Origin of the sequence: Bombella apis (assembly GCF_018221685.1) — a bacterium.
In the GTDB taxonomy this organism is placed as follows: Bacteria; Pseudomonadota; Alphaproteobacteria; order Acetobacterales; family Acetobacteraceae; genus Bombella; species Bombella apis.
Genome location: NZ_JAGJTM010000004.1, coordinates 627,642 through 653,832 on the forward strand (window position 1 = coordinate 627,642; position 26,191 = coordinate 653,832).

A 26,191-nucleotide genomic window follows, 5' to 3' on the forward strand; every position below is an offset into this window, starting at 1 on the left:
CATGCCATGCAGGCACGGCCCTGTTCCCGTCAGGAGATGTCCGCCTCCGTGTGGCGGAGCGTTTCCAGCAGGGCCGTCTGAAGGGCCTCTTCCTGCTCTGGCGTTGCCAGCTTGTGACCTTCCGCATCCGTCACATAGAATACGTCCACGGCCCGCAGCCCGTAGGTCATGATGTGGGCGGAAGAAATGTGCAGTTTCAGGCGGCTGAGCGTGGCGGTGATGTTGTACAGCAGGGCCGGTCTGTCCCGCCCGTTGACCTCGACGATGCTGTGATTTTCTGACGCATCATTGTCGATGAGAACACGGGAGGGAATGGGAAGGGCTTCCAGCCGCCGGACGAGGGGGAAGCTGGCGGCACTGAGCGTCTCGTCCAGATTGACATCCCCTTCCATGACCTGCGTGATTGTCTCACGCAGGCGTTCTACATGTTCCGGCTCCAGAAAAGCCTCGCCGTGAGGGGTCTGGAACCAGAATGTGTCCAGCACCATGCCATTGTGGAGCGTATGGATGCGGGCATCGGCGATGGTGGCCCCGCAGAGGGCCAGTGCCCCCGTGATGCGGGAGAAGAGGCCCGGCTTGTCCTTGCAGAAGACGGTCAGCTCCGTGATTCCCCGGCTCGGGAGGGGGACGATGTCCATGATGATGGCGTTGTCACGCCCGTCCTCACGGTGTTGGCTGATCAATCCGGCATGGCGGACATGGCTCTGCGGGTCGAAGCTCAGCCAGTAGCCGGGGCTGCCAAGCTTCATGAAGGAGGCGATGTCTGCGGGGGCCATGTCTTTGTCCATCAGCTCCTGCCGGACGAAGGCCTTGTTGTGTTCCACCCGTTCATCATCTTCCCGGGCCTGCAGGCCGCCTTCCAGCACATCGGCTATGCGGGCATAGAGGCGGCCCAGCAGGGTGGCCTTCCATGCGTTCCATGCCCGTGGGCCAACGGCCCGGATGTCGGCAATGCTGAGCAGGAGCAGCATCCGCAGCCGCTTGGGGGACTGGATGGTGTCAGCGAGGTCCAGAATGGTCTGGGGGTCATCAATGTCCCGGCTGAAAGCCGTGCGGGACAGCAGCAGGTGGTGGAGCACCAGCCATGAGACCGTATCTGTGTCGCTGGCGGAGAGACCAAGCTGCTGGCAGATATGTGTGGCGATTTCGGCCCCGATCTCGGAGTGGTTGCCGCCCCGGCCCTTGCCGATGTCATGCATCAGCGTGGCAAGATAGAGCAGGGGCCGTTGTGTCATGGTACGGGCCAGCCTGTAGGTCAGCGGCAGCTCGTCTGCCATGCGGTTCTGCTCAATCATCCGCAGGATACGGATGGCTTCGATCGTATGGGCATCCACGGTATGGATGTGATAGCCATCAAACTGCGTCCGACCGAGGATGCGGGACCAGCCAGGCAGGAGATGGGAGAGGATGCCCGTCTCGTTGAGCAGTGGCAGCCAGAAGAGGCGGTCCTGCCACTGCTCGGGATATTGCTCCGGTACAGTAGCTGTGCCTGGTGTCGGAAGTTCAGCAGCCGGTTCGCAGAGCAGCCTGATGAAGAGGGCGGAGGCCTCATCATCATGGCGGAGGAAGGCGCTGTGCCGTTCAAAACGGATGATATGCTGTATGGCAGCAGGGTGCAGAGCCAGTTGATGGCGGCGTGCACAGTCCAGAAAACGCAGGACGGTCACAGGTTCCCGGACAAGGGCCAGCGGGTTGGGGAAACTGAGGCAGCCATCAATGCGCTGGAATCCGTCTGGCCCCGGTTCCACCCGCGGGGGGCGCTGCTGGAGCTGGTTGCGCAGGTGCAGAAGGATGGCAGGCTGGAAGACATGGGTCAGCCGCATCACGGCCCGGGCCATGAGGAAATGGTGGCGCATGAAGCGCTCCACCCCTCGCTGATGACCATGATTGCCATAGCGCATCCTGGCCCCGATAATGGGCTGGACATCAAATGTCAGACGTTCTTCATTCCGGCCGGTGATGTAATGAAGGTTGAGCCGCACCGTCCAGAGGAAGTTCCAGAGGCTGCGGGTACGGGATATTTCCCGTTGTGTCAGCAGGCCGAGCAGGGTACAGGCCGGGGCCAGCCCCTGGGCACGCTGGAGGTTGGATTTTATTGAAAGACCATTTCCCAGCACGGCATAGCCAATCCAGTTCAGGACCTGAAGGTCCCGCAGCCCGCCTTTGCCTTCCTTGATGTGTGGCTCGACCAGATAGGGTGTATCACCAAACCTCTGGTGCCGCTCCTCCCGCTGGGTGATGGCCTGGAGGACGAAGCGCTCCAGTGCAGGGCCTTTCAGATAGGCTTCCAGCTTTTCCTGGAGAGCCAGGACGAGTGATTTCTGTCCGTGGAGAGGGCGTATGTCCAGCAGGGTCGTGCAGGAGGTCTGGTCTGTTCTGGCCATCTCCATGGCACTGTCGATGGTGCGTGTGGCATGGCCGACCCGCAGCCCTAGGTCCCACAGTGTATAGAGGATGTACTCGATGGCTTTGATGAGGTTCGCAGAGGGAGGGGCCTCGGTCAGGAAGAGCAGGTCCACATCACTGAAGGGAGCCAGCAGTCCCGCACCATGTCCGCCCGTGGCACAGAGGCAGAAGGCCTCACCTGTTCCATCTTCCTGTGGGGCAGAGGGCAGCCCGGCATGGCGGGCCAGTTCTGCAATGACATGGTCCATCAGCAGGGCGAGGTTGCGGGCTGTTTCCACACCGCTCGTTTCCCGTTTTTCAAACTGCTGGCGGATACGCTCCCGTTGCAGGCCGAGTTCTGTTCTCAGCTGTTCCAGAGCTTCCTGGCGGGGCACGACGGGCTGCCAGGCCTGGTTCATGTGTGATGGAGGGAGGGAGGTGAGGGGAGCAGACATGACAGCTCTCTTGTTGGCGGCAGGCTCTGGCAGGTTTTGCAGGGTACCCGTTGCGTCATTCTGCATCCGCAACATCCTTTTTGGCAAGGCCATCCATCAGGCTTTTCAGCTGATAGAGGGCTGAATGGGCCTCCCGGGGGGAGAGGGAGTCCGGGTCCAGCCCTGCCAGTTCGTCACGCAGGGCATGGAGGGTGGCCAGTCCGTCGGTGGAGGTATGGCCAGTGGGCAGGGGGGCATCCGGTGGAGGGGTTTCCATGGCGGCCTGTTCAAACAGGGGCAGGCTGGCAGGCTGGCGGGTCTGTCCCCGTTCGCCCTCGAGGCGTGCCAGCAGGACCCGTGCCCGCTGGAGGACGGAAGCTGGAATGCCCGCCAGCTTTGCCACATGCAGGCCCCAGCTTTTCTGGGCCAGCCCGGGCCGGACCTCGTGCTGGAAGACGACATGCCCCTTCCATTCCCGCACGGCCATGGTGCAGGCGGCCAGCCGGGGGAGGGTTTCCAGCAGGGCACCGAGCTCATGAAAGTGCGTGGCGAAGATGGTGCGGCAGCGCAGCTGGGAGTGCAGGGCCTCCAGCGTGGCCCAGGCGATGGAGAGGCCATCCAGCGTCGAGGTGCCCCGCCCGATCTCATCCACCACGACAAGGGAGCGTGGCCCCGCCTGATTGAGGATGGCGGCGGTCTCCGTCATTTCCACCATGAAGGTGGAACGCCCACGGGCCAGATCGTCGGCCGCCCCCACACGGGAGAAGAGCCGGTCCACGATGCCGATCGTTGCCTCCTGTGCCGGGACGGGCAGCCCGGCCTGTGCCAGAATGACGGCCAGGGCGTTCTGGCGCAGGAAGGTCGATTTCCCGGCCATGTTGGGGCCTGTCAGCAGGATGGCGTGTTTTTCCGGTGGCAGGGTGCAGTCATTGGCGATGAAGGCCGTGTCATGGGCGGCCTGGTCGTGCAGGGCGGCTTCCACCACGGGGTGACGGCAGGCACGGAGCGTGAAATCCTGCCCGTTCGTCATGGTGGGGCGGCACCATGTGCCACGGTCCATGATGCGGGCGCAGGAGATCAGCGCATCCAGCTCGGCCAGGGCACGGCCGACATCATCAAGGGCAGGGGTGTTGAGGCAGTGCTGGGCCAGGTCGGCAAAAAGGTGACGTTCCAGCTCGTCGGCTTTTTCCGACGCTTCCAGAATGGCCTGGTTGAGCGAGGAGAGTTCTTCATTGGAGAAGCGGGCGAGACTCGCCGTGCCCTGCCGCAGGCTCAGCCCCTCATGCTGGCGCAGTTTCCGGCCTGCCGCCGCAGGAACCTCGATGACGTAGCCGAGCTGGTTGTGATGGCGGATGCGCAGGCTGGAAATCTCATAGTCTTCCGACAGGCGGACCTGCAGCTGGGCGATCAGGCGGCGGCTGTTGTCCCGCAGGTCCCGCTGGCGGTCCAGCTCGGCATCAAAGCCGGGAGCGATGACCCCACCATCCTCGATCTTGACGGGCAGCTCGGTGTTGAGGGCGGCCTCAAGCCGTTCCAGCAGGGCGTCGGCCCGCCCGTACAGGCTGGCTCCGACATGGCGGATGCGCTCGGGCATGCCGGTTTCTGTCAGTCCGCCGAGTATCCCGGTGATCTGATCCGCTGCCCGGAGCGTGTCCCGGATGGCGGCAAGGTCCCGTGGCAGGGGACGGCCGCTGGAGATGCGCCCCAGGGCACGGGCGGAATCGGGAGCCTGCCGGAGGATGTCCCGCAATGTTCCCGTGGGCTGGGGATGCTGGTGAAGCCAGTTCCAGCCCTCCTGCCGTTGCGTGATGAGGGTGAGGTCCGTGCTGGGGGTGCTGACCCAGTGGGACAGAAGGCGGGTACCGGCCGCTGTGGCTGTCTGATTGACACTGGTGAAGAGCGTGTGCCTGCTGCCGCCATCCCGGGACTGGAGAATGTCGAGACTGCTGCGGGTGGCCGGGTCCAGCCCCATGATGCTGTCCAGCCCGTGGTCGATGGGAGGGGCCAGCCGGGGGAGCCTGCCCGCCTGGCTGCGGCGGACATAGTCCAGCAGCACGGCACAGGCGATGATCTGTTCATCCCGGAAATCCCCCAGCGCATCCATCTGGGCGACCTGATAGGCGTCTGTCACGGTGCGTTCTGCGGCTTCCCGGCTGGGAGCGGCCGTGGAGGGGGTGATGATTCCGGCATGGTCCGCCGGGATCAGGGCCGGGTCGGAGAGAATTTCCGAGGGGGAGAGGCGGGCCAGCAGCTCGGCCAGGGTGTCTGCCTCCAGCTGGAGCAGTTCCAGCGTACCGGTGGAAATGTCGATCCAGGCCGCCCCGAGGCAGTGCCTGCGGCGTCTGTCCGGGGCGACGATGGCCAGCAGCGTGTTGGCCCGTCCGGCTTCCAGCAGCTCATCTTCCGTCAGGGTACCGGGCGTGATGACACGGACGATCTCCCGGCGGAGCGGGCCTTTCTGGCCCTTGCGGGGGATTTCCGTCTGTTCGGCCACGGCCACCCGGAAGCCCCGGCGGATGAGCCGGGAGAGGTAGACCTGCGCCGTGCCCACGGGCACGCCACACATGGGGATGGGTTCCTCATCATGAGTCCCCCGGTGAGTGAGGGTGATGTCCAGCGCAAGGGCGGCCGCATGGGCATCGCCAAAGAAAAGCTCGTAGAAGTCTCCCATGCGGAAGAAGAGCAGGGCATCAGGTTCCTGCTTTTTCAGGGTGAACCACTGCTCCATGGTCGGCGTGACCTTCCCCGTTACCTGCGGGGGAATGGGAGGGACGGATGGTTTCTGGTCGACCATGCAGAAAAAAGACCTCACCGCTTTGTCGTGGCTGGGCAGCCCATGAAGATTAATAGAAGGTTAAGTTGAGATGCGATGCTTCTTATTATCATGAAATGGTGAGGGGAAGGCCAGAGTCATGATGGCAGGGCAGGGTAGAGTGGTTTCCCTTGCCACAACCTGCCCCGGGGCGGCATGGTGGCCTCATGAGTACTGCACCGGAAAATCATGTTGTTTTTGAAGATGTTCTCCCGATGGCTCAGGGGCTGCTGGAAGCCGAACGGGACGAAATCGCCAATCTGGCCAATATTGCTGCCCTGCTGTTCGAGGCGATGGCGCAGGTCAACTGGGTCGGTTTTTACCTGATGAAAGGTGGTGAGCTGGTCCTTGGTCCGTTCCAGGGCCGGGTGGCCTGCACGCGGATCGCCGTGGGCAAGGGCGTCTGCGGGGCTGCTGTGGCAGAACGGGCCGTGCAGCGTGTGGCAGATGTCCATGCCTTCCCCGGTCACATCGCCTGTGATGGAGCCTCGGAATCGGAGATCGTCCTGCCCATCATGAAGGGTGGGGAAGTGCATGGCGTGCTGGACATCGACAGTCCCGTGAAGAATCGCTTTTCGGCAGAAGATCAGGCACAGCTGGAAGCCCTTGTCCGGCTTTTGGAATCGCATCTCTGAAATTGTTTTTCCGCCTGCCTAGCGCCTGAAACGCCGGAGCAGGCGGGTACGGAGTTCCTCCAGTCCCAGCACCCGCAGGGCCACGAGCAGCCCGCCATAAAGTGCGGCGCTGCTGCCGATCAGGATGATCAGGGTGCAGAGTCGGGGCAGGGCGTGCCATTCCGGCAGGCCGGTGGCCAGAAAGCGGGCACAGCCCCAGGCCCAGACGCCCATGATGAGAGCGGCCACCATGATGCGGATGGCCCGTGACAGGCTCGTGACGGTGGGGCGGAACGAGTCCCGTCTCCAGAGCAGCAGGGCCAGTGCCCCCATGTTGACGATGGCGGCCAGCGTGCTGGCCAGTGGTGGAGCCAGATGGGCCAGCGTGCGGTACAGCAGCAGGTTGAGGGCCAGATTGATCCCCATCGTGACGAAGCCGATGCGGACCGGTGTCGTGGTGTCGCCTTCGGCAAAAAAGGCCGGAGCCAGCAGCTTGATGATGATGAAGGCGGGCAGCCCGAGCGCATACATGCGGAGGGCTGCGGCGGAATTCTGCACGTCATGGGGTGTGAAATGCCCATAGCCGAACAGGGTGGCCATGATCTCCGGTGCCAGGCTGAACAGGCCGATCATGGCGGGGAGGCTGAGCAGCAGGGCGTAGTTCAGGGCCTGGGTCAGGCTGGTCTGGAGGGCGGAGCGGTCATTGGCAGCGACGTGACGGGTGAAGAGCGGCAGCAGCGTCGTGCCGAGGGCCGCCCCCAGCACGCCAAGAGGAAGCTGGTTGACCCGGTCTGCAAAATAGAGCCACGAGATGGAGCCTGTTGGCAGCAGGGTGGCGATGATGGTGTCGATGGTCAGGTTGATCTGCGTGACGCCGGAGCCGACCAGCCCCGGCAGCATCCGGCGGAGTAGCAGCCGGATGTCGGGCGACAGCGCCGGGCGGACCAGTGGCACCGTCAGTCCGGCCTTTCGGGCTGCCCAGAGCAGCCCGGCAAGCTGGGCGATACCGGAGAGGGTGATGCCCCATGCGCTGGTTGGGGCGACATGCTGGTGCCCCCAGAAGGCCCCCACAAGAATGGCGGCGATCCCGACGATGTTGAAGGAAATGTACGCCGCCGAGGCGGCTGCGAAATGGTTGCGGGCATTGAGGATGCCGGCGACCAGGGCTGCTCCGCAGATCAGCACCGTATAGGGCATGGTGATGCGGGTGAGCTGCACGGCGATGGCGAAACGGCCCGTGCCGTGGGAGCGGAAGCCGGGGGCGATGAGGTCGATCACCCACGGCATGAAGATTTCTGCCAGAATGGTCAGCAGGCTCAGCCAGAGCAGCAGGAGGGAGAAGGCCTGCCCGGCCAGCAGAAGGGCAGCCGGTGGGCCTTCCTTCTCATAACGGGACGTGAAAAGCGGAACGAAAGCGGCGTTCAGGGCCCCTTCTCCGAAGAGGCGGCGGAACATGTTGGGCAGACGGAAGGCGATCTGGTACGCATCCTGCACGGGGCCGGCCCCCAGAAACATGGCCAGAAGCTGGTCCCGCACCAGCCCCAGCAGGCGGGACAGCATGGTCCAGCTGCCAACGGTGAGAAGGTGACGCAGCATCGTTCAGGCGTGTTTCCGGCTTACCCGGCGGATCTCCTCCAGCAGGCGGGGGGCCTGGGGGTCTGTCAGCGGGGTGAACCAGCGGTGCAGCTTTCCCTGACGGTCGATGAGATATTTGTAGAAATTCCAGCGGGGCAGGGAGAGGAAGCCTCCTTCCTTCGCCAGCCAGTGGAACAGCGGAATGGCTTCCGTTCCCCGGACGACGGAGCGTGCTGCCAGAGGGAAGCTCACGCCATAACGACGCTGGCAGAACTGGCTGATCTGCTCCGATGTCCCCGGCTCCTGTCTGCCGAAATCATTGCTGGGCACGCCAAGCACGATGAGGCCATCCGGCGTGGAATGTCCCATGTCACGCCACAGGGTCTGGAGGCCCTCATACTGTTTGGTGAAGCCACATTCGGAGGCTGTGTTGACGACCAGTACGGGGCGGCCCCGCCACTGGGAGAGGTCAATCTCGCCGCCTTCAAGGGCGGGGAGCCGGAAATCATAAAAGCTGGTCATGATGGGGCCTATTCAAAACGGGTGGGGCGGTCCAGCAGCTCGTCACGGGCCTGATGGGGGGTCAGCTCCCCGGACAGGAGACGGGTGATGACATTGATGATGGGGGTTTCGATGCCGAAACGCTGGCCAAGCTCCTGCAATGTCGGGGCTGTCAGAACGCCCTCGGCCACCGTGTCACGCTGGGCGAGGATGTCCTGTATGTTCTCGCCTTTCCCCATGGCCACGCCCAGGCTGTAATTGCGGGATCCAGCCCCCGTGGCGGTCAGGATCAGGTCGCCCATTCCGGCCAGGCCGTACATGGTACGGCCCTGCCCCCCCATGGCATCGACAAGGCGGGCCGTTTCGGCCAGCGCACGGGTGATGATGGCGGCTCTGGCATTTTCACCCATCCCGGCACCGACACTGATGCCCGCCCCGATGGCGATGACATTCTTGGCTGCCCCGGCGATCTGCACGCCCAGCGGGTCCGTGCTGGCATAGAGGCGCAGGGTGGGGGTGGTGAGGCGTTCGGTCAGCGCCGTGACGAAGGCGAGATCATGCGCGGCCAGCGTGGCTGCGGCGGGCATGCCCCGGGCCACCTCGATGGCGAAGTTGGGGCCGGAGAGAACGGCAGCCGGTCGGCCGGGCATGGTCTGCTCCACGATCTGGAGAGGGAGCAGGAAGGTGCCCCGCTCCATCCCCTTGCAGCATGTGATGACCGGCACGTCAGGCTTCAGATGCTTCTGGAGGGCCATGGTGACATCCCGCAGCCCCTGCGTGGGGACAACAAGCACCACGATGTCGGCTTCCGTCGGCAGGTCGCTGGTGACGGTGACGGCCTCTGGCAGGGTGACCTGTGGCAGGTGCGGCAGGGCACGGATGCCTGCCGGAACGGGAGTGCGTGTCCAGAGGGTGATCCGGGCGATGTGGGAGAGGGTGCAGGCCAGAGCGATGCCCCATGCTCCGGCACCGATGACGGCAATATGTGGCTGGACGGTCATGCGGATGGTTCCATCAGAGAGCTGTGTCCGGTGGAGGACGTTTCCTGTGTGGCCTGTGGCCGGTAGGGCTGGCGTTCACTCAGCGGCCAGCGGGGGCGGGGGGCCAGGGTGATGTCGTCCGGCACTTCACCCTGTTTTAGCCGTTCCAGCGCAGCCCAGCCGATCATGGCGGCATTGTCGGTGCAGAGACGTAGCGGGGGCGCAAGGAAGGTGATCCCGTGCTGGCTGGCAATTTTTTCCAGCCTCTGGCGCAGCACGCTGTTGGCCGCCACGCCACCGGCCACCACGAGTGAGGTGACCTGCGGTGCCAGAGCCAGAGCATTGAGGATGCGGTCCGTCATCACGTCCGTCACGGCCTGCTGGAAGGAGGCGGCGAGGTCGGCGGCCACCTGTCGGGGCAGGGCCTCACGTCCGTATGGTTCGATGTGGCGGGCGACGGCCGTCTTGAGGCCGGAGAAGGAAAAATCGCAGCCGGGGCGGCCTTTCAGCGGGCGAGGCAGGCTGTAGGCCTGCGGGTCGCCTTCTCTGGCGAGCTTCTCCAGTGCCGGGCCGCCGGGCCAGCCCAGTCCCAGCATCTTGGCCACCTTGTCGAAGGCTTCCCCGGCGGAATCGTCAATCGTGCCTCCAAGGCGGCGATACTGGCCGGTATCCTCCACGGTGATGCACTGGCAGTGCCCGCCAGAGACGAGCAGGGCGAGATAGGGGAAAGCCGGGGCCGCTTCATCCGGCCGCAGGGCCGCAGGCAGGCGGGGGGTCAGGATGTGGCCTTCGATATGGTTGATGCCCATGAAAGGCTTCCCGCAGGCCATGGCCAGCCCCTTGGCGTAGGAACTGCCAACAATCAGCCCGCCAATCAGGCCGGGGCCGGTCGTGGCGGCAAAAAGGGCGATGTCCTCCAGCTCCAGTCCGGCCCGCTGGAGGGTCAGCTCCACCAGTTCCGGCAGGGCCTTCAGGTGGGCACGGGCGGCCAGCTCCGGCACGACACCGCCCAGGGCAGCATGATCCTCCTGCGAGAGGACGCTTTCCCCGAGCAGGGCTCCGTGGGCGTCCAGAATGGCGCAGGCGGTGTCATCGCATGAGGTCTCGATGGCCAGAAGCGGCGTCAGGTGGGAAATGTCAGACATGATTGGTTCATTATGGCGGATTCTTCGGAGCATGACACCCCTTCCAGAATCGGTTATGGAGGGAACACCATGAATGCTTCAAACTTTTCCTCCGCAGCACTTCAGAAAATTGCTGCCGAAGCGGCTCGCCGCTCCCATGCGCAGGCTCCACCGGACCGGCGCAAACTTCCCCTGCGGGTCGGGACACGGGCGTCCCCGCTGGCACTGGTGCAGACGCGGCACTTCCTGACCCGGCTGACCCGTTTCTGTCCCGTTCTGCGGGACATGGGGGCCTTCAAGGAAGAGCAGATGCAGACCTCCGGGGACCTGAACCTCAAGGACCGTCTGGCCGAGATCGGTGGGAAGGGGCTGTTCTCCAAAGAGATTCATGAACTTCTGGCCGTGGGCGGGATCGATTTTGCCGTTCACAGCCTCAAGGACCTTGAGACCCACCTGCCGCCGGGACTGGTGCTGGCCTGCACGATGAAGCGTGAGGATGCCCGTGATGTGCTGATGCTGCGCAAACGGGGCGTGACGGTTGATCCTGAAAGGCCGTTCGACTGTCTGCCGGAAGGAGCACTCGTGGGCTGTGCGTCTGTCCGCCGCCAGGCGCAGATGCTTCATGTCCGGCCGGACCTCCGCTTCACCCTGCTGCGGGGCAATGTGCAGACCCGGCTGGACAAGCTGGGGGCAGGACAGTGCGATGCGACGCTGCTGGCCTACGCCGGGCTGAAACGCCTCGGCATGGAAGACCGCATCGACGTGCCGCTCTCCCCCGAGGTGATGCTTCCGGCCTCCGGGCAGGGCATCGTGGGCGTGACGGTACGGGAGAGCGACCATGAGCTGAGGGAGCTGCTTTCTGCCATTGAGGACCCGGAGGCCCGTGCCGTGGCCACGGCGGAACGTGCCCTGCTGGCGGAACTTGATGGCTCCTGCCGGACTCCGATTGGCGGTTATGCCCAGCTGAAGGAAGGGCGGCTTCATCTTTCTGGCCTCGTGGCCAGCGAAGATGGCACCTTCCTGCTGCGCCGGGAAACTGAAGGACTGCCGGAAGATGCGGCTCGTCTGGGCTATGAGCTGGCCTGTGAGCTGCGGCGGGATACACCGCCTGCCATCTTTGCGAAGATCGTCCAGCCATAACGACCATGCGTCAGACTGTGCTGGTAACCCGGCCTGAGCCGGGGCTGAGCGAGACAGTCGGTGCCGTGCAGGCGCAGGGCTGGCGGGCTGTTGCCAGCCCTGTCATGACCATACGTCAGGAACCGCCAATGGCGGACCGGCCCTGTCACGCTCTGCTGGTAACGAGCGGTCAGGCCCTGCCTTTTCTGGTCCATCAGGACCGTGACAGGCTGCTGCTGACAGTGGGCCACCGTACGGCGGAGCGGGCTGTGGCGATGGGGTTCCGGCGTGTCGAGGCGGCATCAGGGACACAGGCCGGTCTGGAAACGCTCTGCCGCCAGAAAGGGTTGTCTGGCTCCGGCCTTGTGCTGGCCTGCGGGCGGGGGCGGCATGGACAGCCCTACGGGGCCGATCTGGCGGCCAATCTGGGGGCGCAGCGTGTTGAGGCCTATCGGGTACAGCCTGTCAGACAGCTTGCTGCGGCGGCAAGGACCGCCTTGGCGAGCAAAGAGGTGAGTGCTGTCCTTTTTTATTCCAGTGAGACGGTTTCCCTGTTCATGGAGCTGTGCCCGCCGGACCTGTACCGGCAGCTTGGCCATTGCAGGGCCATCTGTCTCTCCCAGGCCATCGCCGGGCGTGTCAGGGAGAGCGGCCTGTGGGGGCAGGTTGAGGTTGGTCCTCCCCTGAGGCTGCTGGGAAGAGGATAAGAAAAAAGGCGAACCCTCATTGGGTCCGCCTTTCCTTGTTGTGGTCTGGCCACAGCGTGTTTCCCGGCTTCAGGCTTCGCCTTCCGGCTCGGGGAAATTCTGCTCCTGCTTGGCCTGCCACAGAGCGGCAAAGTCGATGGGCTGGAGAGCCACCGGCGGGAAGCCGCCATCCCGTGTGACATCGCTGATGATGGCCCGGGCGAAGGGGAAGATCAGGCGGGGTACTTCCACCAGCAGGATCGGCTCAATGATTTCCTGCGGCGGGTTGTCCAGCGTGACGATGGCGGCATAGGCGAGCTCCGTGATGAACACCACTGGCCCGGGGGTCTGGCTTCCTTCTGCCGGGGCCTCGGTGGCCTCGGTGCGGATGATCAGCGTGACCTCATAGATGGACTGTTCTTTTTCGATGCGGTTCGCCTGCACGTCGATGTTCACGCCAACCTGCGGCGGAGCCTGAAGGGAGGTGAAGGTTGACGCACCACGGGGAACTTCGAAGGAGAGATCCTTGGTATATTGCAGGTTGATGGCCAGCGGCAGGGAGGGAGGGGTGTTGTCCTGCGGGGCCTCAGGGTTTGTCTTGTCGGACATTCGGGATCATCCTTGCGTGAACGTAACTCTAGATGGGGCGCCCGCAGGGATGAAGCCGCTTTCCGACGGGGGGATGGGCCCGCCTCCTGCGTACGCACGTCTTTTATGGCGGTAGCATGTCTTGAAGAAGGGGCCAAGCAGATGCGGTTCTTCTTTTGCTGCTGCGGTGCGAGAGGGTGGTCACTCTTGAGATTGCCGACGGGGCGGCCTACCTTTAGGGCATGATGAGGAGAGGGCCGTGCAGGCCGGCTCCGGGTGTGATGATTGGGACTTGAGATGACGGATTTCCCTTGGGATATCGTTTTTTGGGCTCTGCTGGCCGTGGCCGTGGGCAGTGCCGTGTTTTTTGTTCTGGGGCGCCGCATGGGGGCGCAGGCCATCCGGCAGGAACAGATGCCGGCAGCCCGTGCTGTTGGCCAGCGGCAGGAGGGGGGCGTGGCCGATGCCCCCAAGCCGCCGCCGTTGCCCGGCCGTGTCGGCGGAGAGCAGAAAGCGACGGAATACAGGCTCCCGGAGGCGGATACGCAGCTCGGACAGGCTCTGGCCCGAGTCGGAACGGATGTCAGTGGGTTCTCGGCAGAATATTTCCTGAAGAAGGCTGAGGATATTTTCGCCCGTACCATCAAGGCCTTTGCCTGCGCTGATCTTCCTGCGCTGGAGAAGGTTCTGTCCCCCGCCGTGCTGGAAACGTTCAGTCACGTTCTGGAGGAGCGGAAGAAGCGTCATGAGCAGGTTCATCTGGAACTGCGACGGATCGAGCGGCTGGATTATGCATCCGTGCATCCGGGAGATGGGGAGGGTGGTGCCTGCCGTCTCGGTGTCCGCATCGTGTCGTGGCAGGTCAGCTACTGCCGGGATGAGAAGGGGATGCTCGTCGAGGGAACGGAAGCCCTGACGGAGTTTCGTGATCGCTGGACCTTTGAACAGGGCGAAAATGGCCAGTGGAAGGTGGTTGCCACAGAAGCGGACTGAGGCTACCCCGCTGGGTAAGGTTGGTCTCCCGCACGGGGAGGCCGGGTATGATGAAGACCCGGTGCTTGTTCATGCCGGGGTGGGGTAACTCTGTCATGATGAAACGTCGTTTCTCCTCTGCTGGTCTGGTGCTGGGCCCTCTGATGCTTCTTCTTGCCGGGTGTATGCCCGGCGCTCCCAAGGGCAGGATGGATGTTGCTCCTGTCAGCTTCAGCCAGCTCCCCGGCTGGGAGGGAGAGGACCATACGGCGCTGGTCAACATGGTGCGGCTGGAGTGCCTGCGTATCGCCCATCTGCCTGCGGGGACTTCTCTTGGAGGCGCCGTTACCCTGCCTTATGGCCGTGACATGAAAGACTGGAAGAATGTCTGCGTGGCAGCCTCGTCGGTGCGGAGTAACAGGACGGAGGCCAGACAGTTCTTCGAGAGCTGGTTCCAGCCCTACCTCGTCCAGCAGGATGCTTTCTATACGGGGTACTATGACCCTGAGGTTTCTGCCTCGCTTACACAGGGTGGAGAGTATCAGATTCCTGTTTATGCCCGCCCGAAAGACCTCCTGCGGGGGCGGGATGAAAATGGCGAGCTGGAATATGGCCATTGGGTGAATTCCGTGTTCCGGCCCTATGATGACCGGGCAACCATCAATTCTGGTTCTCTGGAGGGGAAAGGGCTGGAGCTGGCCTGGCTGAAAAGCCCTGTCGATCTGCTGTTCCTGCAGACGCAGGGCTCTGGCCGTTTGCGCCTGCCGGACGGCCAGCAGGTGTTTCTTGGCTATGATGGCCGCAATGGGCGGCCTTATGTTCCGATTGGCCGCGTGCTGGTCAAACGTGGGCTGATGAAGTCGGAAGATGTGGATGCCCAGAGCATCCGGGACTGGCTGGCCAACAATCCGGATCAGGTTGCTTCTGTCCTGGAGGCAAACCCCAGTTATGTCTTTTTCCGCCGCACGCAGCGCACGGCTGATGAAGGACCGACAGGGGGCTTTGGCCTGCCGCTGACTCCTCAGCGTTCTCTTGCCGTGGACAGGCGCTTCGTGGGGTATGGGATGCCTGTCTGGGTGAATATCAGTGGCAAGGATGCGCAGGGGCGTTTCGTGACATGGTCCCGGATGGTCTTTGCGCAGGATACCGGGAGCGACATACGGGGTGCAGCGCGTGGGGACCTGTTCCTCGGGTGGGGTGAGAAGGCCGCCAGGATTGCTGGGGACATGAAGAATCACGGTCAGATGATGGTTCTCGTCCCCCTGCCTGAGGCAAAGCAGGCTGGTGAGCAGCCGGTCGTCGGTACGGCAACGGAGGTCATGGCAGCAGGGGCGGGGCAGACAGCCAGATGATTCGTGCGCGTCGTGAGACGCTGGGGATGCATACGCTCATCCGGGGAGACTGTCTGAGTGTCATGCGGCGTATGCCCGCAGGCAGTGTGGATGTGGTGGTGACATCCCCTCCCTATAATCTGGGGCTTGCTTATCGCAGCTACAGGGACAGCCTCTCCGAGGAGAGTTATCTCGACTGGATGGAGATTATCTGCTCCAAGGTAGCCCGTGTGATGCGGGATGATGGGTCTTTTTTTCTCAATATAGCCGGGTCATCTGCCCAGCCATGGTTGCCATTCGAGCTGATGGTCCGGTTGAGGAAGCTGTTTACCCTTCAGAACCATATTTCATGGATCAAGTCCGTATCGGTAGGGGAGGTGACGCATGGGCACTTCAAGCCGGTCAATTCACCTCGCTACGTCAACCGGAACCATGAGCATATTTTCCACCTGACCAAACAGGGAGATGTGGAGCTGGACCGGCTCGGGGCGGGTGTTCCTTTCACGGACAAAAGCAACATCCATCGTCGCCAGCACAGGGAGGACCGGCGGTGTCGGGGTGATACATGGTTCATCCCCTATGAAACGGTACGGAGTCGTTCAGCCCGCTACAGCCATCCGGGGACCTTTCCCGTTGCCCTGCCGGAGCGTTGCATCCGCCTGCATGGGGTGCATCCTGAGATGATGGTGCTGGACCCGTTCATGGGAACGGGGACGAGCCTTGTGGCCGCAGAGTCGCTGAAGGTCCGCTCCATCGGCATTGAGGCCGATACGACCTATGTCCGGTTTGCACGCAAGCGTCTGCGTGCCATGATAATGCAGGGTGATACCGGCGCAGTGACGGAAGACGGGGCATAACAAGGTGGCAAGACGGACTCTGGGTGATGATGAAGCGGCGCTGTGGAAAGCTTTCGTCCGGGATGTTGCCCCGTTGCGGGGGCGAAGGGAGGCTGCGGGCGGGTTTGTCCGGGAGGAGACTGGCAAGACGGAGAGTACGGTAGCCCGCCAGTCGGAAGGAGGGCGGAATACAGGGATGATGACGGTCAGGCTGGTGATGGCCCAGCCGGCCAGGGCACCCCGTCCCCGTCCTGCCCCGCATGTGGGGGTCCGTGCTCCTGGCCTTGATGATACGCAGTGGCGTCGTCTGTCCCGTGGGCAGATGCGTGTGGATGCCCGGCTCGACCTGCATGGCTACGTCGTGCAGGAGGCTTTTGAGGAGTTTCACCGCTTCATGCAGCGCAGCCGTGTCATGGGGTGGCGCTGCGTCGAGGTCGTTACCGGGCTGGGCAGTGGCATCCGGGGAGGGAGCATCCGCCGGGAATTGCCTCATTGGTTGCATCGTGCCGACATAGCGCCCATGGTGCTGGGTGTGGTGCACAGCCATCAGGGAAATCAGGGTGCCTTGCGGCTTCTTTTGCGGAAAAAACGCTAGAAGAGGAAAGGGAGGATCATTCCGATCTTGGAGAAGGGGAAGAGGTTTTCTATAACATTAATATCGAGAATGATTATCAATTAAAGCAGGAGGTTTCATCCATGGGGGCACGGTGTCCCTGCGGGATGACCTTTCCGGGAAAGGCGCAAGATCATGGTTTCATTGAAAGCCCTGTTTGGCTCTGCCGGCGTCATGCTGGCAGCCCTGGCTGGCGGTATGTGGCCAGTCCATCAGGCTCAGGCGAAGGATGTGCGGGACATCACGGGGGCGGTCGTGTCCGTTCCGGATCATCCCCAGCGCATCATTCTGGGAGAAGGGCGGCTGATCTACGCCCTGGAGCCTCTGGAGGGAAAGCATCTGTTTGACCGTATCGTCGGCTGGCAGGGGGAATTCCGGGAGGCCGACAGACAGAATTATGAGCAGATGCTCAAGACATTTCCGGAGGCTGACAAGGTCGCCGTGATAGGACGGACAACCGCTGATACGATCAGTCCGGAAAAGGTGCTGGACCTTCATCCTGATCTCGCCATTTTCAGCACGACCGGCCATGGTCCCGGGCAGACTGGTGATGTGACGGCCAGGCTGCGGGCAGCGCATGTGCCTGTCCTGTTTGTGGATTTCCGGCAGGACCCGGTAAAAACGACCGTCCCCAGCATGGTCATTCTCGGCCAGGCCCTCGGGCGTGAGGCAGAAGCAAAAGCCTATACGGATTTTTATGAAAGCCGCCTGAAGGCCATCCAGTCTGTCGTGGAGACAATCCCGGAGGCCCAACGCCCCAGCGTGTTCATCAACATGCTGGCCGGGGCGCGGCAGAGCTGCTGCCATACGGCAGGGCGAGGCAACATGGGAGCCTTTATCGAGGCTGCCGGGGGGCGAAACATCGCAGCCGATCTTCTACCGGGTTATATCGGCGATGTTTCGGCAGAGATGGTCATCGCCAAAGATCCCGACGTGCTGATTCTGGATGGCACCCGGGGGCCGGGCAACAGCGGGCCGGGCCTGAAGATGGGATCACAGGTGACGCCGGAGATGGCGCAGGCCTCTCTTGCGGCCCTGCTGAAAGCGCCTGAACTTGCCGGGCTTGGGGCGGTCCGCAATGGACGTGCCTATGGTATCTGGCACACGTTCTATGACAGTCCGTTCAATATTCTCGCCATTGAGGTCATGGCAAAATGGTTTTATCCCGAACGCTTCAGGGATCTGGACCCGGATGCTGACCGCAGCCTGGTACAGAGCCGTTTTACAGTGATGCCGAACAGCGGGACATATTGGATCAAGGCGAATGCCCATTAAAGAGACAGAGACCAGAACAGACGGGCCATCAGACGAAATGGCCCGTCTTGCCGCACGATTGACAGGCATACAGGCATCCTATGTAAAGCTGACCCGCCACAGGGTGGGTGTCCTCTGCCTGATGGCAGGGCTGATCCTTTTTTCCATACTGCTTGATTTTTCCCTGGGCCCGGCCGGTCTTGGCCCGGCGGCCTTGTTTCATGCGCTCATGCATCCCTCATCCGGGACGAATGCCGTCATCGTATGGCATATCCGCCTGCCTTATGCCCTGATGGCGGCCCTGGTGGGCGTTGCTTTGGGAATATCCGGTGGGGAGATGCAGACGGTGCTGGATAACCCCCTGGCCAGCCCTTACACGCTGGGTGTATCGGCGGCGGCGGCATTTGGGGCCTCTCTGGCCATCGTGCTGCATTGGCATATCCCTTATGTGCCGGAAAACTGGATGGTCCCGCTGGAGGCGTTCGTGTTTGCTGTGGGTTCGGCTGGTCTGCTGGAGCTGGTGGCCCGGGCACGGGGCCATTCCACGGCCATGGTGGTGCTGTTCGGTATTGCGCTGGTATTCACTTTTCATGCCTTCGTGGCCTTGATGCAGTTCATCGCTGATGAGGATGCTCTTCAGGACCTTGTTTTCTGGACGATGGGTAGCCTGACCCGGGCTGACTGGGGCAAGATTTCCGTCATGAGCCTCGGTTGCCTGTTGGTGCTGCCGTTCTGCTTCCGGGCGGCTCCGGCCCTGACAGCCCTGCGGCTGGGAGAGGACCGGGCTGCAAGCTATGGTGTGGATACGAAACGCCTGCGGATGATGTCTCTGCTGCGCATCAGTGTGCTGTCTGCCCTGGCTGTATCCTTTGTCGGGACGATCGGTTTCGTGGGGCTGGTTGCGCCCCACATTGCCCGCCGCCTGCTGGGGGAGGATCATCGTTTTTATCTGCCCGGGGCTGCCCTGTGCGGTGGGCTCATCATGTCGCTGGCCTCCATCGCGGCCAAGAACATTCTGCCGGGGGTCGTGATTCCGGTGGGGATTGTTACCTCACTGGTGGGAATTCCTTTCTTCCTTGCCGTGGTTCTGAGAAAGGGGGCCTGAAATGGGGAACTGTCAGACACATCAGCTGGAAGTTGAAAATTTCAGTGTCCATTATGGGCGGCGGCAGGTCCTGCATGACATGACGCTTGCCCCCATGCGGGCCGGGCGTGTAACGGCCCTGCTGGGGCCGAATGGCTCGGGCAAGTCCACCTTCATGCGGGGAGTTGCCGGCCTGACCCGGGCGGAGGGATGTGTTCGCCTTGCCGGGCAGGATCTTTCAAAACTGGGGGTTGGTGAGCGGGCCAGGCTGGCTGCCTATCTGCCACAGAGCCTGCCGCCTGCCGTTCATCTTCAGGTGATCGAGGCGGTGATGGTGGCCCGTCGGGCGGGGGAGGCCGTGTCTGCCGAGTGTGCCCTGCGGGAAAGCACCGACGTTCTGGAGGAGCTGGGTATCGGCAGGCTGGCCCTGCGCTACATGGATGAACTGTCTGGTGGTCAGCGGCAGATGGTGGGACTGGCGCAGGCCTTGGTGCGCCGTCCGGCCATGTTGCTGCTGGATGAACCCTTGAGTGCGCTGGACCTGCGGTATCAGTTTGCCGTCATGGACGTCGTCCGTCGTGAGACACGGAAACGTGATATCGTGACGCTACTGGTTGTTCACGATCTGAACATCGCTCTGCAACGTGCTCATGATGTTGTCTATATGCGGGATGGTCGGCTTGTGGCACAGGGGGCTGTCATGGCCGTGACAACACCTGCCGTGCTGGGAGATGTCTATGGTGTCCAGACCCGTCTGGAGGTCTGTCCCCGTGGGCTGCCCCATGTGCTGGTGGATGGCATTATTGGGAGTGATGGCTGAGGCACTGTGCTGCCGGAAAGTCCCATGATGACCCGCACGGATACCATGGCGTGTTTGTCAGGTAGGGACAGGATGAGCCATTGCCCAGTAACGGACTGTTTTCAGATGTCGTGAGTTCTTTCGGGGCTTTTCTGGTCAGGAGGCCCCGATGCGTTATCTCGTGACGGGTGGTGCCGGTTTTGTTGGCAGTCATGTCGTGCTTGCCCTGCTGGATGCAGGGCATGAAGTTGCTGTTCTTGATGATCTGAGCACAGGGCATCGGGCAGCCGTGCCACCTGGCGTCCCTTTCTTTCTGGTCGATCTGGCCAGTCAGGAGGCCACAGCGGGTGTGATGGCCCAGGGGCCGTGGGATGGTGTGCTGCATTTCGCTGCCCTGTCCCGTGTTGGTGACAGTGTGAGAAGGCCCCTCCATTATCTGAGGCGGAATTATCTCACCACGCTCAATCTCATCGAAGCCTGTGTGGCCCATGGCGTGAAGAAATTTGTCTTTTCCTCCACAGCGGCACTGTTTGGAGGAACGGAGCGCACTGGCCTCATTTCAGAAGCGGCATCTGTTGATCCCGGTTCCCCCTATGGGGAAAGCAAATTCATGATCGAACGTGTCCTGCATTGGGCTGACAGGATATACGGCATGAGAAGCGCCTGCCTGCGTTATTTTAATGCTGCTGGGGCCGATCCCGCTGGAAGGGCAGGTGAAGATCATCGCCCTGAAACGCACCTGATTCCTTTGACGATCGAGGCTGCGTTGGGAATGCGGCCAACGCTGAAGCTGTTTGGCCTGGATTATCCAACGATGGACGGGTCCTGTATTCGTGACTATGTGCATGTCGCCGATATTGCCGAAGCCCATCTCAGGGCGCTGGAGCAGATGGAGCAGGGCAGCATATGCTACAATATCGGGACCGGGTGTGGTTATTCCAATCTGGAGGTTATTGCCAGTGTTGAAAGGGTAAGCGGCCGGTCGGTACCTTGGGAGCCTGCTCCAAGGCGGGAAGGAGACCCTGTCAGACTGGTGGCAGACCCGGCACGACTGCACGCCGATACAGGCTGGACGCCCAGATTTGCAGGGCTTGACATGATTGTTGAAACAGCCCTGCGCTGGCGGCAGGCTCATCCGCAGGGCTATGCTGACTGATCATTCTTCAGCTCCGTATGGAGCTGGACATGAATGCTTCAGGGCCAGATGACTTCTGGTGGCATGGACATCAGGATGGCCTCGGTATTGCCGCCTGTTTTCAGGCCGAAGAGCGTCCCCCGGTCATAAAGGAGGTTGAACTCCACATAACGGCCCCGTCGCCTGAGCTGGGCCTGACGGTCTCCATCCGTCCAGGGAGTGAACATCCGCCCCCGGACGATGCCGGCATAGCTGTTCAGGAAGGCTTCTCCCACATCCCGGGTGAAGGTGAAGTCATTGGCGAGGTTCTGGCTGTCCAGCCAGTCATAGAAGATGCCGCCCAGCCCACGGGGTTCGTTGCGGTGTTTCAGGAAGAAATACTCATCACACCATTTCTTGAAGCGGGGATAGTAGTCCGGGTCGTGTCTGTCGCAGGCCTCCTGAAAGGCCCGGTGGAACGTGGCCGCATCTTCGAGGGCTTCCGGGCTTTCAGGGAACATGGGCGTGATGTCGCCACCCCCACCGAACCATCCCTTTGAGGTGATGATCATGCGGGTGTTGAAATGCGCCGCACTGACATGGGGGTTGCAGGGATGGGCCACCAGAGAGATGCCTGTGGCAAAGAAGCGTGGGTCCTCCGCCGCACCGGGAATGGTCTTGCGGAATTCTGGTGAAAATTCCCCCCAGACGGTTGAGACATTCACGCCAACCTTCTCAAAGACACGCCCCTTCATGACAGACATGACACCACCGCCACCTTCAGGCCTCTCCCAGGCCGTACGCTGGAAACGCCCCGGCAGCTCATGCCCGGCCAGAACGGGAGCGTCCCCGGCTGCTGCCTCGTCTTCCAGAGCCTCATAGGCGGCGCATATCCTGTCACGCAGGCTTTCGAACCAGCTGCGGGCCTCGTCCGTCAGGCCGGCATGGGGCAGGTCGGGCAGGGCAAAAGGCGTTGAGGATGGCATGGGCATCTCCTGATCTGTGTGGGGCAGAAATGGATGGTTTGTCACTCTGGGTTGTCATGCTGTTCATAGGCCAAAAGGCTCATTCTGGCTTACTGGCTTTTCCTGATGTTGTAAAAAGGGCAGGCAACCCTGCCTATTGATTTTTGGGTTGGTCTTCTGAAAGACTGTCCGCTATCTGATGAGAGGACTGCCGGAAGGGTTGTGCGGGACTGTGTGCCCTGCGAGCGGCGACCGGGTCGAGGCAGGATGGAGTGAGGATTTATGGTTGCAGACAAGATGATCGAACCTGTCATTGGTGTCATCGGGGGCTCAGGCCTTTATGAGATTGACGGGCTGGAAAACCGGGAGTGGCGGCGTTGTGAATCCCCTTGGGGCGCTCCTTCCGATGAGCTCCTCTTTGGCACGCTGGAGGGGGTGCGCTGCGTGTTTCTGCCCCGTCATGGCCGTGGGCATCCCATTCCGCCCTCACGTCTGAATTACCGTGCGAACATTGATGCCCTCAAGCGGGCCGGTGTGACGGACATCATCTCTCTCTCTGCCGTGGGGTCTCTGAAGGAAGAGCTGGCTCCGGGCCATTTTGTGCTGGTGGATCAGTTCATTGACCTGACACAGGGGCGTCCCCGGACCTTTTTTGAGGAAGGCTGTGTGGCCCATGTCAGCATGGGTGAGCCGGTTTCCGCCCGCATGGCCACCACGCTGGCTGATGAGGCCGAAAAGCTGGGTATCACGGTTACACGGGGCGGCAGCTATGTCGTGATCGAGGGGCCGCAGTTTTCCACCCGGGCCGAGAGCGAGCTTTATCGCTCATGGGGGGCGTCGGTCATCGGCATGACGAACATGCCGGAGGCCCGTCTGGCCCGTGAGGCAGAAATGAACTATGCCACCGTTGCCATGGTGACCGATTATGACTGCTGGCACGAAGAGCATGAGCACGTCACGGTGGATGCTGTCGTCCGTACCATGAAGAGCAACTCCAAACATGCCCGGGAGCTTGTTCGCCGGGCCATTCCGGCCCTTGGCAAGGCCCGCCCCATCTGCACCGGTACCGGTGCAGCCGAGCGTGCGCTGGACAATGCCATCATCACGCCGCCGGAAGCCAGAGACTTCTCCGTTCTGGCCCGTCTGGACGCTGTTGCGGGGCGTGTGCTGTTCAGCTGAGCGCCAGCCTGATGGCTTTGTGAAGGGAGGGCCTCCCTGCCGGATGGCGGGGAGGTCTTTCTGCATGCAGGGCTTTCAGAAACCGTGAAGCAGGCCCCCGTCAACCGGGATGCGGGTCCCGGTGATGTAGGCCGCCAGAGGGCTGGCCAGAAAGGCGGCCATGTGCCCCAGCTCTTCGGGTTGGCCGTAGCGGCCTGCGGGCACGCCGTTTTCTTTCTGCCTGCGGAACTCTTCGAGCGGAATACCAGCCTTTTCAGCCCGTATCCTGTTCAGGGTGGCGACGCGGTCCGTCTCGAAGCGGCCGGGCAGCAGCGTATTGACCGTCACGCCATCATGGGCGACCTCCCGGGCGAGGGTTTTGCCCCAGCTGGCCAGTGCGGAGCGGAGTGCGCTGGAGAGAACGAGGTTGGGAATGGGCTCCACGATACTGGTGGAGGACACCATGATGATCCGGCCGAACTGTCGTTGCCTCATGCCCGGCAGATACTGGCCGACAAGCTGCATGACAGGCAGAAGCATCGTGGCGGTTTCTTTCTGCCAGAGTGCCGGATCGCAGGCCGTGGCAGGCTCCAGGGGCGGTCCGCCGCCATTGCCGATGATGATGTCCGTCTCCGGCATGATATTCTGGAGGGCTGTCAGGCAGGTCTGTACGCTGTCTGGTGCCGAGAAATCCACGGCATGCCAGTGCGGGGTGATGCCGGTATCGGCTGCCAGATCATGAGCGGCCTGCCGCAGTCTGTTTTCATCACGGGCCAGCAGACAGGGGCGGACGCCTTCCCGTGCCAGGGATCGGGCAATGCCCAGTCCCAGCCCCCGGCTTCCTCCCATGATGATGGCTGTTCGTTCTTGCAGATGCAGGTCCATGATGGCCTCTCCTGATCCTGTAAAGACGCCCCTTTTCAGGGAATGGAAAAGAGAAGTTTTCACCTCTTCGTGGTCAGGAGCAAGAGGGAATGAAACGGTGTGGTTCATGACAGGATGCGCCTATTCATGAATGTTTATTTAAAAGTAAGAACGATTAAAAAATCTCCGGTGCCTCGGAGGGGAGTTCTTGACGCTACAGGGGGGCATCACTATCTCTCATTCGCCCCGTTTGATCGGGGAGTTTACTGGTGCGCTGCTAGAATGAGCGCGATAACCCGGCTGCGCTGCTTTATGGAAGGGCCAGCCTAAAATGGAGTGATCCATGACGAAGTTTCGTCCCCTTCACGACCGTGTAGTGGTCCGCCGTCTGGACGGTGAAGAAAAAACCGCCGGTGGCATCATCATTCCTGAAACCGCCAAGGAAAAGCCGATGGAAGGCGAGGTCTTGGCCGTTGGGTCCGGTGCCCGCAATGAGCAGGGTCAGGTCGTGCCGCTGGATGTCAAGGCTGGCGACCGTGTCCTGTTTGGCAAGTGGTCCGGTACCGAGGTGAAGATCGGCGGTGAAGACCTGCTGATCATGAAAGAGAGCGACATTCTGGGCATCGTCGGCTGAGGCCACATTCTCGGACATTTTTCTCTCTGACCATCTTTGAAGGAATTAGGTGTTATGGCTGCTAAAGACGTGAAATTTGGTGCTGATGCCCGTGAGCGCATGCTCCGTGGTGTTGATATTCTTGCCAATGCCGTGAAGGTGACGCTCGGTCCGAAGGGCCGCAATGTCGTTCTGGACAAGAGCTACGGTGCCCCCCGCATCACCAAGGACGGCGTTTCCGTCGCCAAGGAGATCGAGCTGGCCGACAAGTTCGAGAACATGGGCGCACAGATGGTGCGTGAGGTGTCCTCCAAGACCAACGATGTGGCTGGTGACGGCACCACGACCGCTACCGTTCTGGCCCAGGCCATCATCCGTGAGGGTGCCAAGGCTGTCGCCGCCGGCATGAACCCGATGGACCTGAAGCGTGGCATCGACAAGGCCGTGCTGCGTGTTGTGGAAGAACTGAAGACCCGCACCAAGAAGATCTCCTCCCAGGATGAGATTTCCCAGGTCGGCACGATCTCTGCCAACGGCGAGTCCGAAGTCGGCAAGATGATCTCCGAAGCCATGGAGAAGGTCGGTCACGAGGGTGTCATCACGGTGGAAGAGGCCAAGGGCCTGCACACCGAGCTGGATGTCGTGGAAGGCATGCAGTTTGACCGTGGCTACATCTCCCCGTACTTCGTGACGAACACGGAGAAGATGACGGCTGATCTGGAAAACCCCTACATCCTGATCCATGAGAAGAAGATCTCTTCTCTCCAGCCAATACTGCCGCTGCTGGAAAGCGTCGTGCAGTCTGGCCGCCCGCTGCTGATCATCGCCGAGGAAGTCGATGGTGAGGCTCTGGCCACGCTGGTCGTCAACAAGCTGCGTGGTGGCCTGAAGATCGCTGCCGTGAAGGCTCCGGGCTTCGGTGACCGTCGCAAGGCCATGCTGGAAGACATCGCCATCGTGACCGGTGGTCAGGTCGTCTCCGAGGATATCGGCATCAAGCTGGAATCCGTCACGCTGGACATGCTTGGCACGGCCAAGAAGGTGCATATCGACAAGGAGAACACCACCATCGTCGAGGGTGCCGGTGCTGCCGAGGGCATCAAGGGCCGTTGCGCCCAGATCCGCTCTCAGATCGAAGCCACGACATCCGACTATGACCGTGAGAAGCTCCAGGAGCGTCTGGCCAAGCTGGCTGGTGGCGTTGCCGTCATCCGCGTCGGTGGCAGCACCGAGGTCGAGGTGAAGGAGCGCAAGGACCGCGTTGATGATGCCCTGCACGCAACCCGTGCGGCTGTTGAGGAAGGTATCGTCCCGGGTGGTGGTACGGCTCTGGCCCGTGCAAGCCTGCTGTTCGATGACCTGACCTTCGAGAATGACGACCAGCGTGCTGGTGCCCAGATCGTTCGCAAGGCTCTTCAGGCTCCGCTGCGCCAGATTGCCCACAATGCTGGTGAAGATGGTGCCGTGATTGCTGGCAAGGTGCTGGAACTGAGCAACTACAACGAAGGCTTTGACGCCCAGAAGGGTGAGTACAAGGACCTCGTGGCTGCCGGTATCATTGACCCGACCAAGGTCGTCCGCACGGCCCTTCAGGATGCAGCCTCCGTGGCTGGCCTGCTGATCACCACCGAAGCCATGGTTGCCGAGCGTCCGGAGAAGAAGTCCGACGATGCTGCTGGTGCCGGTATGGGTGGCATGGGCGGAATGGGTGGCATGGGTGGTATGGGCGGCTTCTGATCGCTCATCCTTCCCCATCCCGGTCACTCTGGC

Annotated in this window: 23 protein-coding genes; 14 read left to right on the plus strand and 9 right to left on the minus strand. The window is 62.0% G+C overall.

What is annotated here, in order from left to right:
• Window positions 1-29: 29 nt before the first annotated feature.
• Both J8Z04_RS06010 and mutS read right to left on the minus strand, forming a co-directional pair.
• The gene (locus J8Z04_RS06010; protein ID WP_192848064.1) at window positions 30-2,906 is read right to left on the minus strand and encodes a [protein-PII] uridylyltransferase; all 2,877 of its coding nucleotides are present in this window, start codon (window positions 2,904-2,906) and stop codon (window positions 30-32) included.
• Window positions 2,896-5,613, minus strand: coding sequence for a DNA mismatch repair protein MutS (gene mutS, locus J8Z04_RS06015; RefSeq protein ID WP_232086315.1), 2,718 nt, complete (start codon window positions 5,611-5,613; stop codon window positions 2,896-2,898). Before mutS ends, J8Z04_RS06010 begins: the two co-directional genes overlap by 11 nt.
• A 185-nt stretch (window positions 5,614-5,798) precedes the next feature.
• On the opposite strand from mutS, the gene J8Z04_RS06020 reads away from it, so the two are divergent.
• Complete coding sequence (locus J8Z04_RS06020) at window positions 5,799-6,266, plus strand: GAF domain-containing protein (protein WP_081563459.1); 468 nt, start codon at window positions 5,799-5,801, stop codon at window positions 6,264-6,266.
• A gap of 18 nt (window positions 6,267-6,284) precedes the next feature.
• Here the strand turns inward: J8Z04_RS06020 and murJ are convergent, their stop codons facing one another.
• Genes murJ through tsaD form a run of 4 tightly spaced genes read right to left on the minus strand, consistent with a single transcriptional unit; the run spans window position 6,285 to window position 10,446 of the window.
• Window positions 6,285-7,841, minus strand: a complete 1,557-nt coding sequence (gene murJ, locus J8Z04_RS06025) for a murein biosynthesis integral membrane protein MurJ (protein WP_192848065.1) — start codon at window positions 7,839-7,841, stop codon at window positions 6,285-6,287.
• A 3-nt stretch (window positions 7,842-7,844) separates the two neighbouring features.
• Complete coding sequence (locus J8Z04_RS06030) at window positions 7,845-8,342, minus strand: glutathione peroxidase (RefSeq protein WP_103765443.1); 498 nt, start codon at window positions 8,340-8,342, stop codon at window positions 7,845-7,847.
• Window positions 8,343-8,350: 8 nt separating this feature from the next.
• Window positions 8,351-9,322, minus strand: coding sequence for an NAD(P)H-dependent glycerol-3-phosphate dehydrogenase (locus J8Z04_RS06035; protein WP_043560562.1), 972 nt, complete (start codon window positions 9,320-9,322; stop codon window positions 8,351-8,353).
• Window positions 9,319-10,446, minus strand: a complete 1,128-nt coding sequence (gene tsaD, locus J8Z04_RS06040) for a tRNA (adenosine(37)-N6)-threonylcarbamoyltransferase complex transferase subunit TsaD (protein WP_192848066.1) — start codon at window positions 10,444-10,446, stop codon at window positions 9,319-9,321. Before tsaD ends, J8Z04_RS06035 begins: the two co-directional genes overlap by 4 nt.
• Before the next feature lie 69 nt (window positions 10,447-10,515).
• Here tsaD and hemC point away from each other — a divergent pair, with 69 nt between their 5' ends.
• Together hemC and J8Z04_RS06050 are read left to right on the plus strand one after the other, a co-directional pair.
• Window positions 10,516-11,565 (plus strand): hydroxymethylbilane synthase, encoded by a 1,050-nt coding sequence (gene hemC / locus J8Z04_RS06045; RefSeq protein WP_043560559.1) that lies wholly within the window; start codon window positions 10,516-10,518, stop codon window positions 11,563-11,565.
• 5 nt (window positions 11,566-11,570) lie between these two features.
• Window positions 11,571-12,251 (plus strand): uroporphyrinogen-III synthase, encoded by a 681-nt coding sequence (locus J8Z04_RS06050; protein ID WP_081563042.1) that lies wholly within the window; start codon window positions 11,571-11,573, stop codon window positions 12,249-12,251.
• A 69-nt stretch (window positions 12,252-12,320) separates the two neighbouring features.
• On the opposite strand, the gene secB is transcribed toward J8Z04_RS06050, so the two are convergent.
• Complete coding sequence (secB, locus tag J8Z04_RS06055) at window positions 12,321-12,839, minus strand: protein-export chaperone SecB (RefSeq protein ID WP_043560554.1); 519 nt, start codon at window positions 12,837-12,839, stop codon at window positions 12,321-12,323.
• A 276-nt stretch (window positions 12,840-13,115) separates the two neighbouring features.
• Between secB and J8Z04_RS06060 the strand changes: the two genes are divergently transcribed.
• The 8 genes from J8Z04_RS06060 (at window position 13,116) to galE (ending at window position 20,863) form a co-directional block, all read left to right on the plus strand.
• Window positions 13,116-13,811, plus strand: a complete 696-nt coding sequence (locus J8Z04_RS06060; protein WP_081563043.1) for a Tim44/TimA family putative adaptor protein — start codon at window positions 13,116-13,118, stop codon at window positions 13,809-13,811.
• 95 nt (window positions 13,812-13,906) lie between these two features.
• On the plus strand, window positions 13,907-15,142 hold the full coding sequence (gene mltA, locus J8Z04_RS06065; protein ID WP_227449642.1) for a murein transglycosylase A: 1,236 nt from the start codon (window positions 13,907-13,909) through the stop codon (window positions 15,140-15,142).
• Entirely contained in the window at window positions 15,139-15,978 is an 840-nt protein-coding gene (locus tag J8Z04_RS06070) for a DNA-methyltransferase (protein ID WP_086431081.1), read from the plus strand. Before mltA ends, J8Z04_RS06070 begins: the two co-directional genes overlap by 4 nt.
• A 4-nt stretch (window positions 15,979-15,982) precedes the next feature.
• The gene (locus tag J8Z04_RS06075; RefSeq protein WP_043560545.1) at window positions 15,983-16,552 is read left to right on the plus strand and encodes a Smr/MutS family protein; all 570 of its coding nucleotides are present in this window, start codon (window positions 15,983-15,985) and stop codon (window positions 16,550-16,552) included.
• 153 nt (window positions 16,553-16,705) lie between these two features.
• Complete coding sequence (locus tag J8Z04_RS06080) at window positions 16,706-17,845, plus strand: ABC transporter substrate-binding protein (protein ID WP_043560542.1); 1,140 nt, start codon at window positions 16,706-16,708, stop codon at window positions 17,843-17,845.
• Between the two features lie 37 nt (window positions 17,846-17,882).
• Window positions 17,883-18,929 (plus strand): FecCD family ABC transporter permease, encoded by a 1,047-nt coding sequence (locus tag J8Z04_RS06085; RefSeq protein ID WP_052349086.1) that lies wholly within the window; start codon window positions 17,883-17,885, stop codon window positions 18,927-18,929.
• Between the two features lies 1 nt (window position 18,930).
• Window positions 18,931-19,728, plus strand: a complete 798-nt coding sequence (locus tag J8Z04_RS06090) for an ABC transporter ATP-binding protein (protein WP_043560539.1) — start codon at window positions 18,931-18,933, stop codon at window positions 19,726-19,728.
• 148 nt (window positions 19,729-19,876) lie between these two features.
• Window positions 19,877-20,863: a UDP-glucose 4-epimerase GalE gene (galE, locus tag J8Z04_RS06095; protein WP_043560537.1), complete on the plus strand. Its 987-nt coding sequence runs from the start codon at window positions 19,877-19,879 to the stop codon at window positions 20,861-20,863.
• Between the two features lie 38 nt (window positions 20,864-20,901).
• Here galE and hemF read toward each other — a convergent pair whose 3' ends face one another.
• The gene (gene hemF, locus J8Z04_RS06100; RefSeq protein WP_081563047.1) at window positions 20,902-21,807 is read right to left on the minus strand and encodes an oxygen-dependent coproporphyrinogen oxidase; all 906 of its coding nucleotides are present in this window, start codon (window positions 21,805-21,807) and stop codon (window positions 20,902-20,904) included.
• A gap of 261 nt (window positions 21,808-22,068) precedes the next feature.
• Between hemF and J8Z04_RS06105 the strand changes: the two genes are divergently transcribed.
• Window positions 22,069-22,965: an S-methyl-5'-thioadenosine phosphorylase gene (locus tag J8Z04_RS06105; RefSeq protein WP_043560531.1), complete on the plus strand. Its 897-nt coding sequence runs from the start codon at window positions 22,069-22,071 to the stop codon at window positions 22,963-22,965.
• Window positions 22,966-23,040: 75 nt separating this feature from the next.
• Here the strand turns inward: J8Z04_RS06105 and J8Z04_RS06110 are convergent, their stop codons facing one another.
• The gene (locus J8Z04_RS06110) at window positions 23,041-23,829 is read right to left on the minus strand and encodes an SDR family oxidoreductase (RefSeq protein ID WP_043561370.1); all 789 of its coding nucleotides are present in this window, start codon (window positions 23,827-23,829) and stop codon (window positions 23,041-23,043) included.
• 322 nt (window positions 23,830-24,151) lie between these two features.
• Here J8Z04_RS06110 and groES point away from each other — a divergent pair, with 322 nt between their 5' ends.
• A complete protein-coding gene (groES, locus tag J8Z04_RS06115; RefSeq protein ID WP_043560528.1) occupies window positions 24,152-24,442 on the plus strand; it encodes a co-chaperone GroES in 291 nt (96 codons plus the stop codon).
• A gap of 54 nt (window positions 24,443-24,496) precedes the next feature.
• Window positions 24,497-26,158 (plus strand): chaperonin GroEL, encoded by a 1,662-nt coding sequence (gene groL, locus J8Z04_RS06120; protein ID WP_192848067.1) that lies wholly within the window; start codon window positions 24,497-24,499, stop codon window positions 26,156-26,158.
• The last annotated feature ends 33 nt before the right edge of the window (window positions 26,159-26,191 follow it).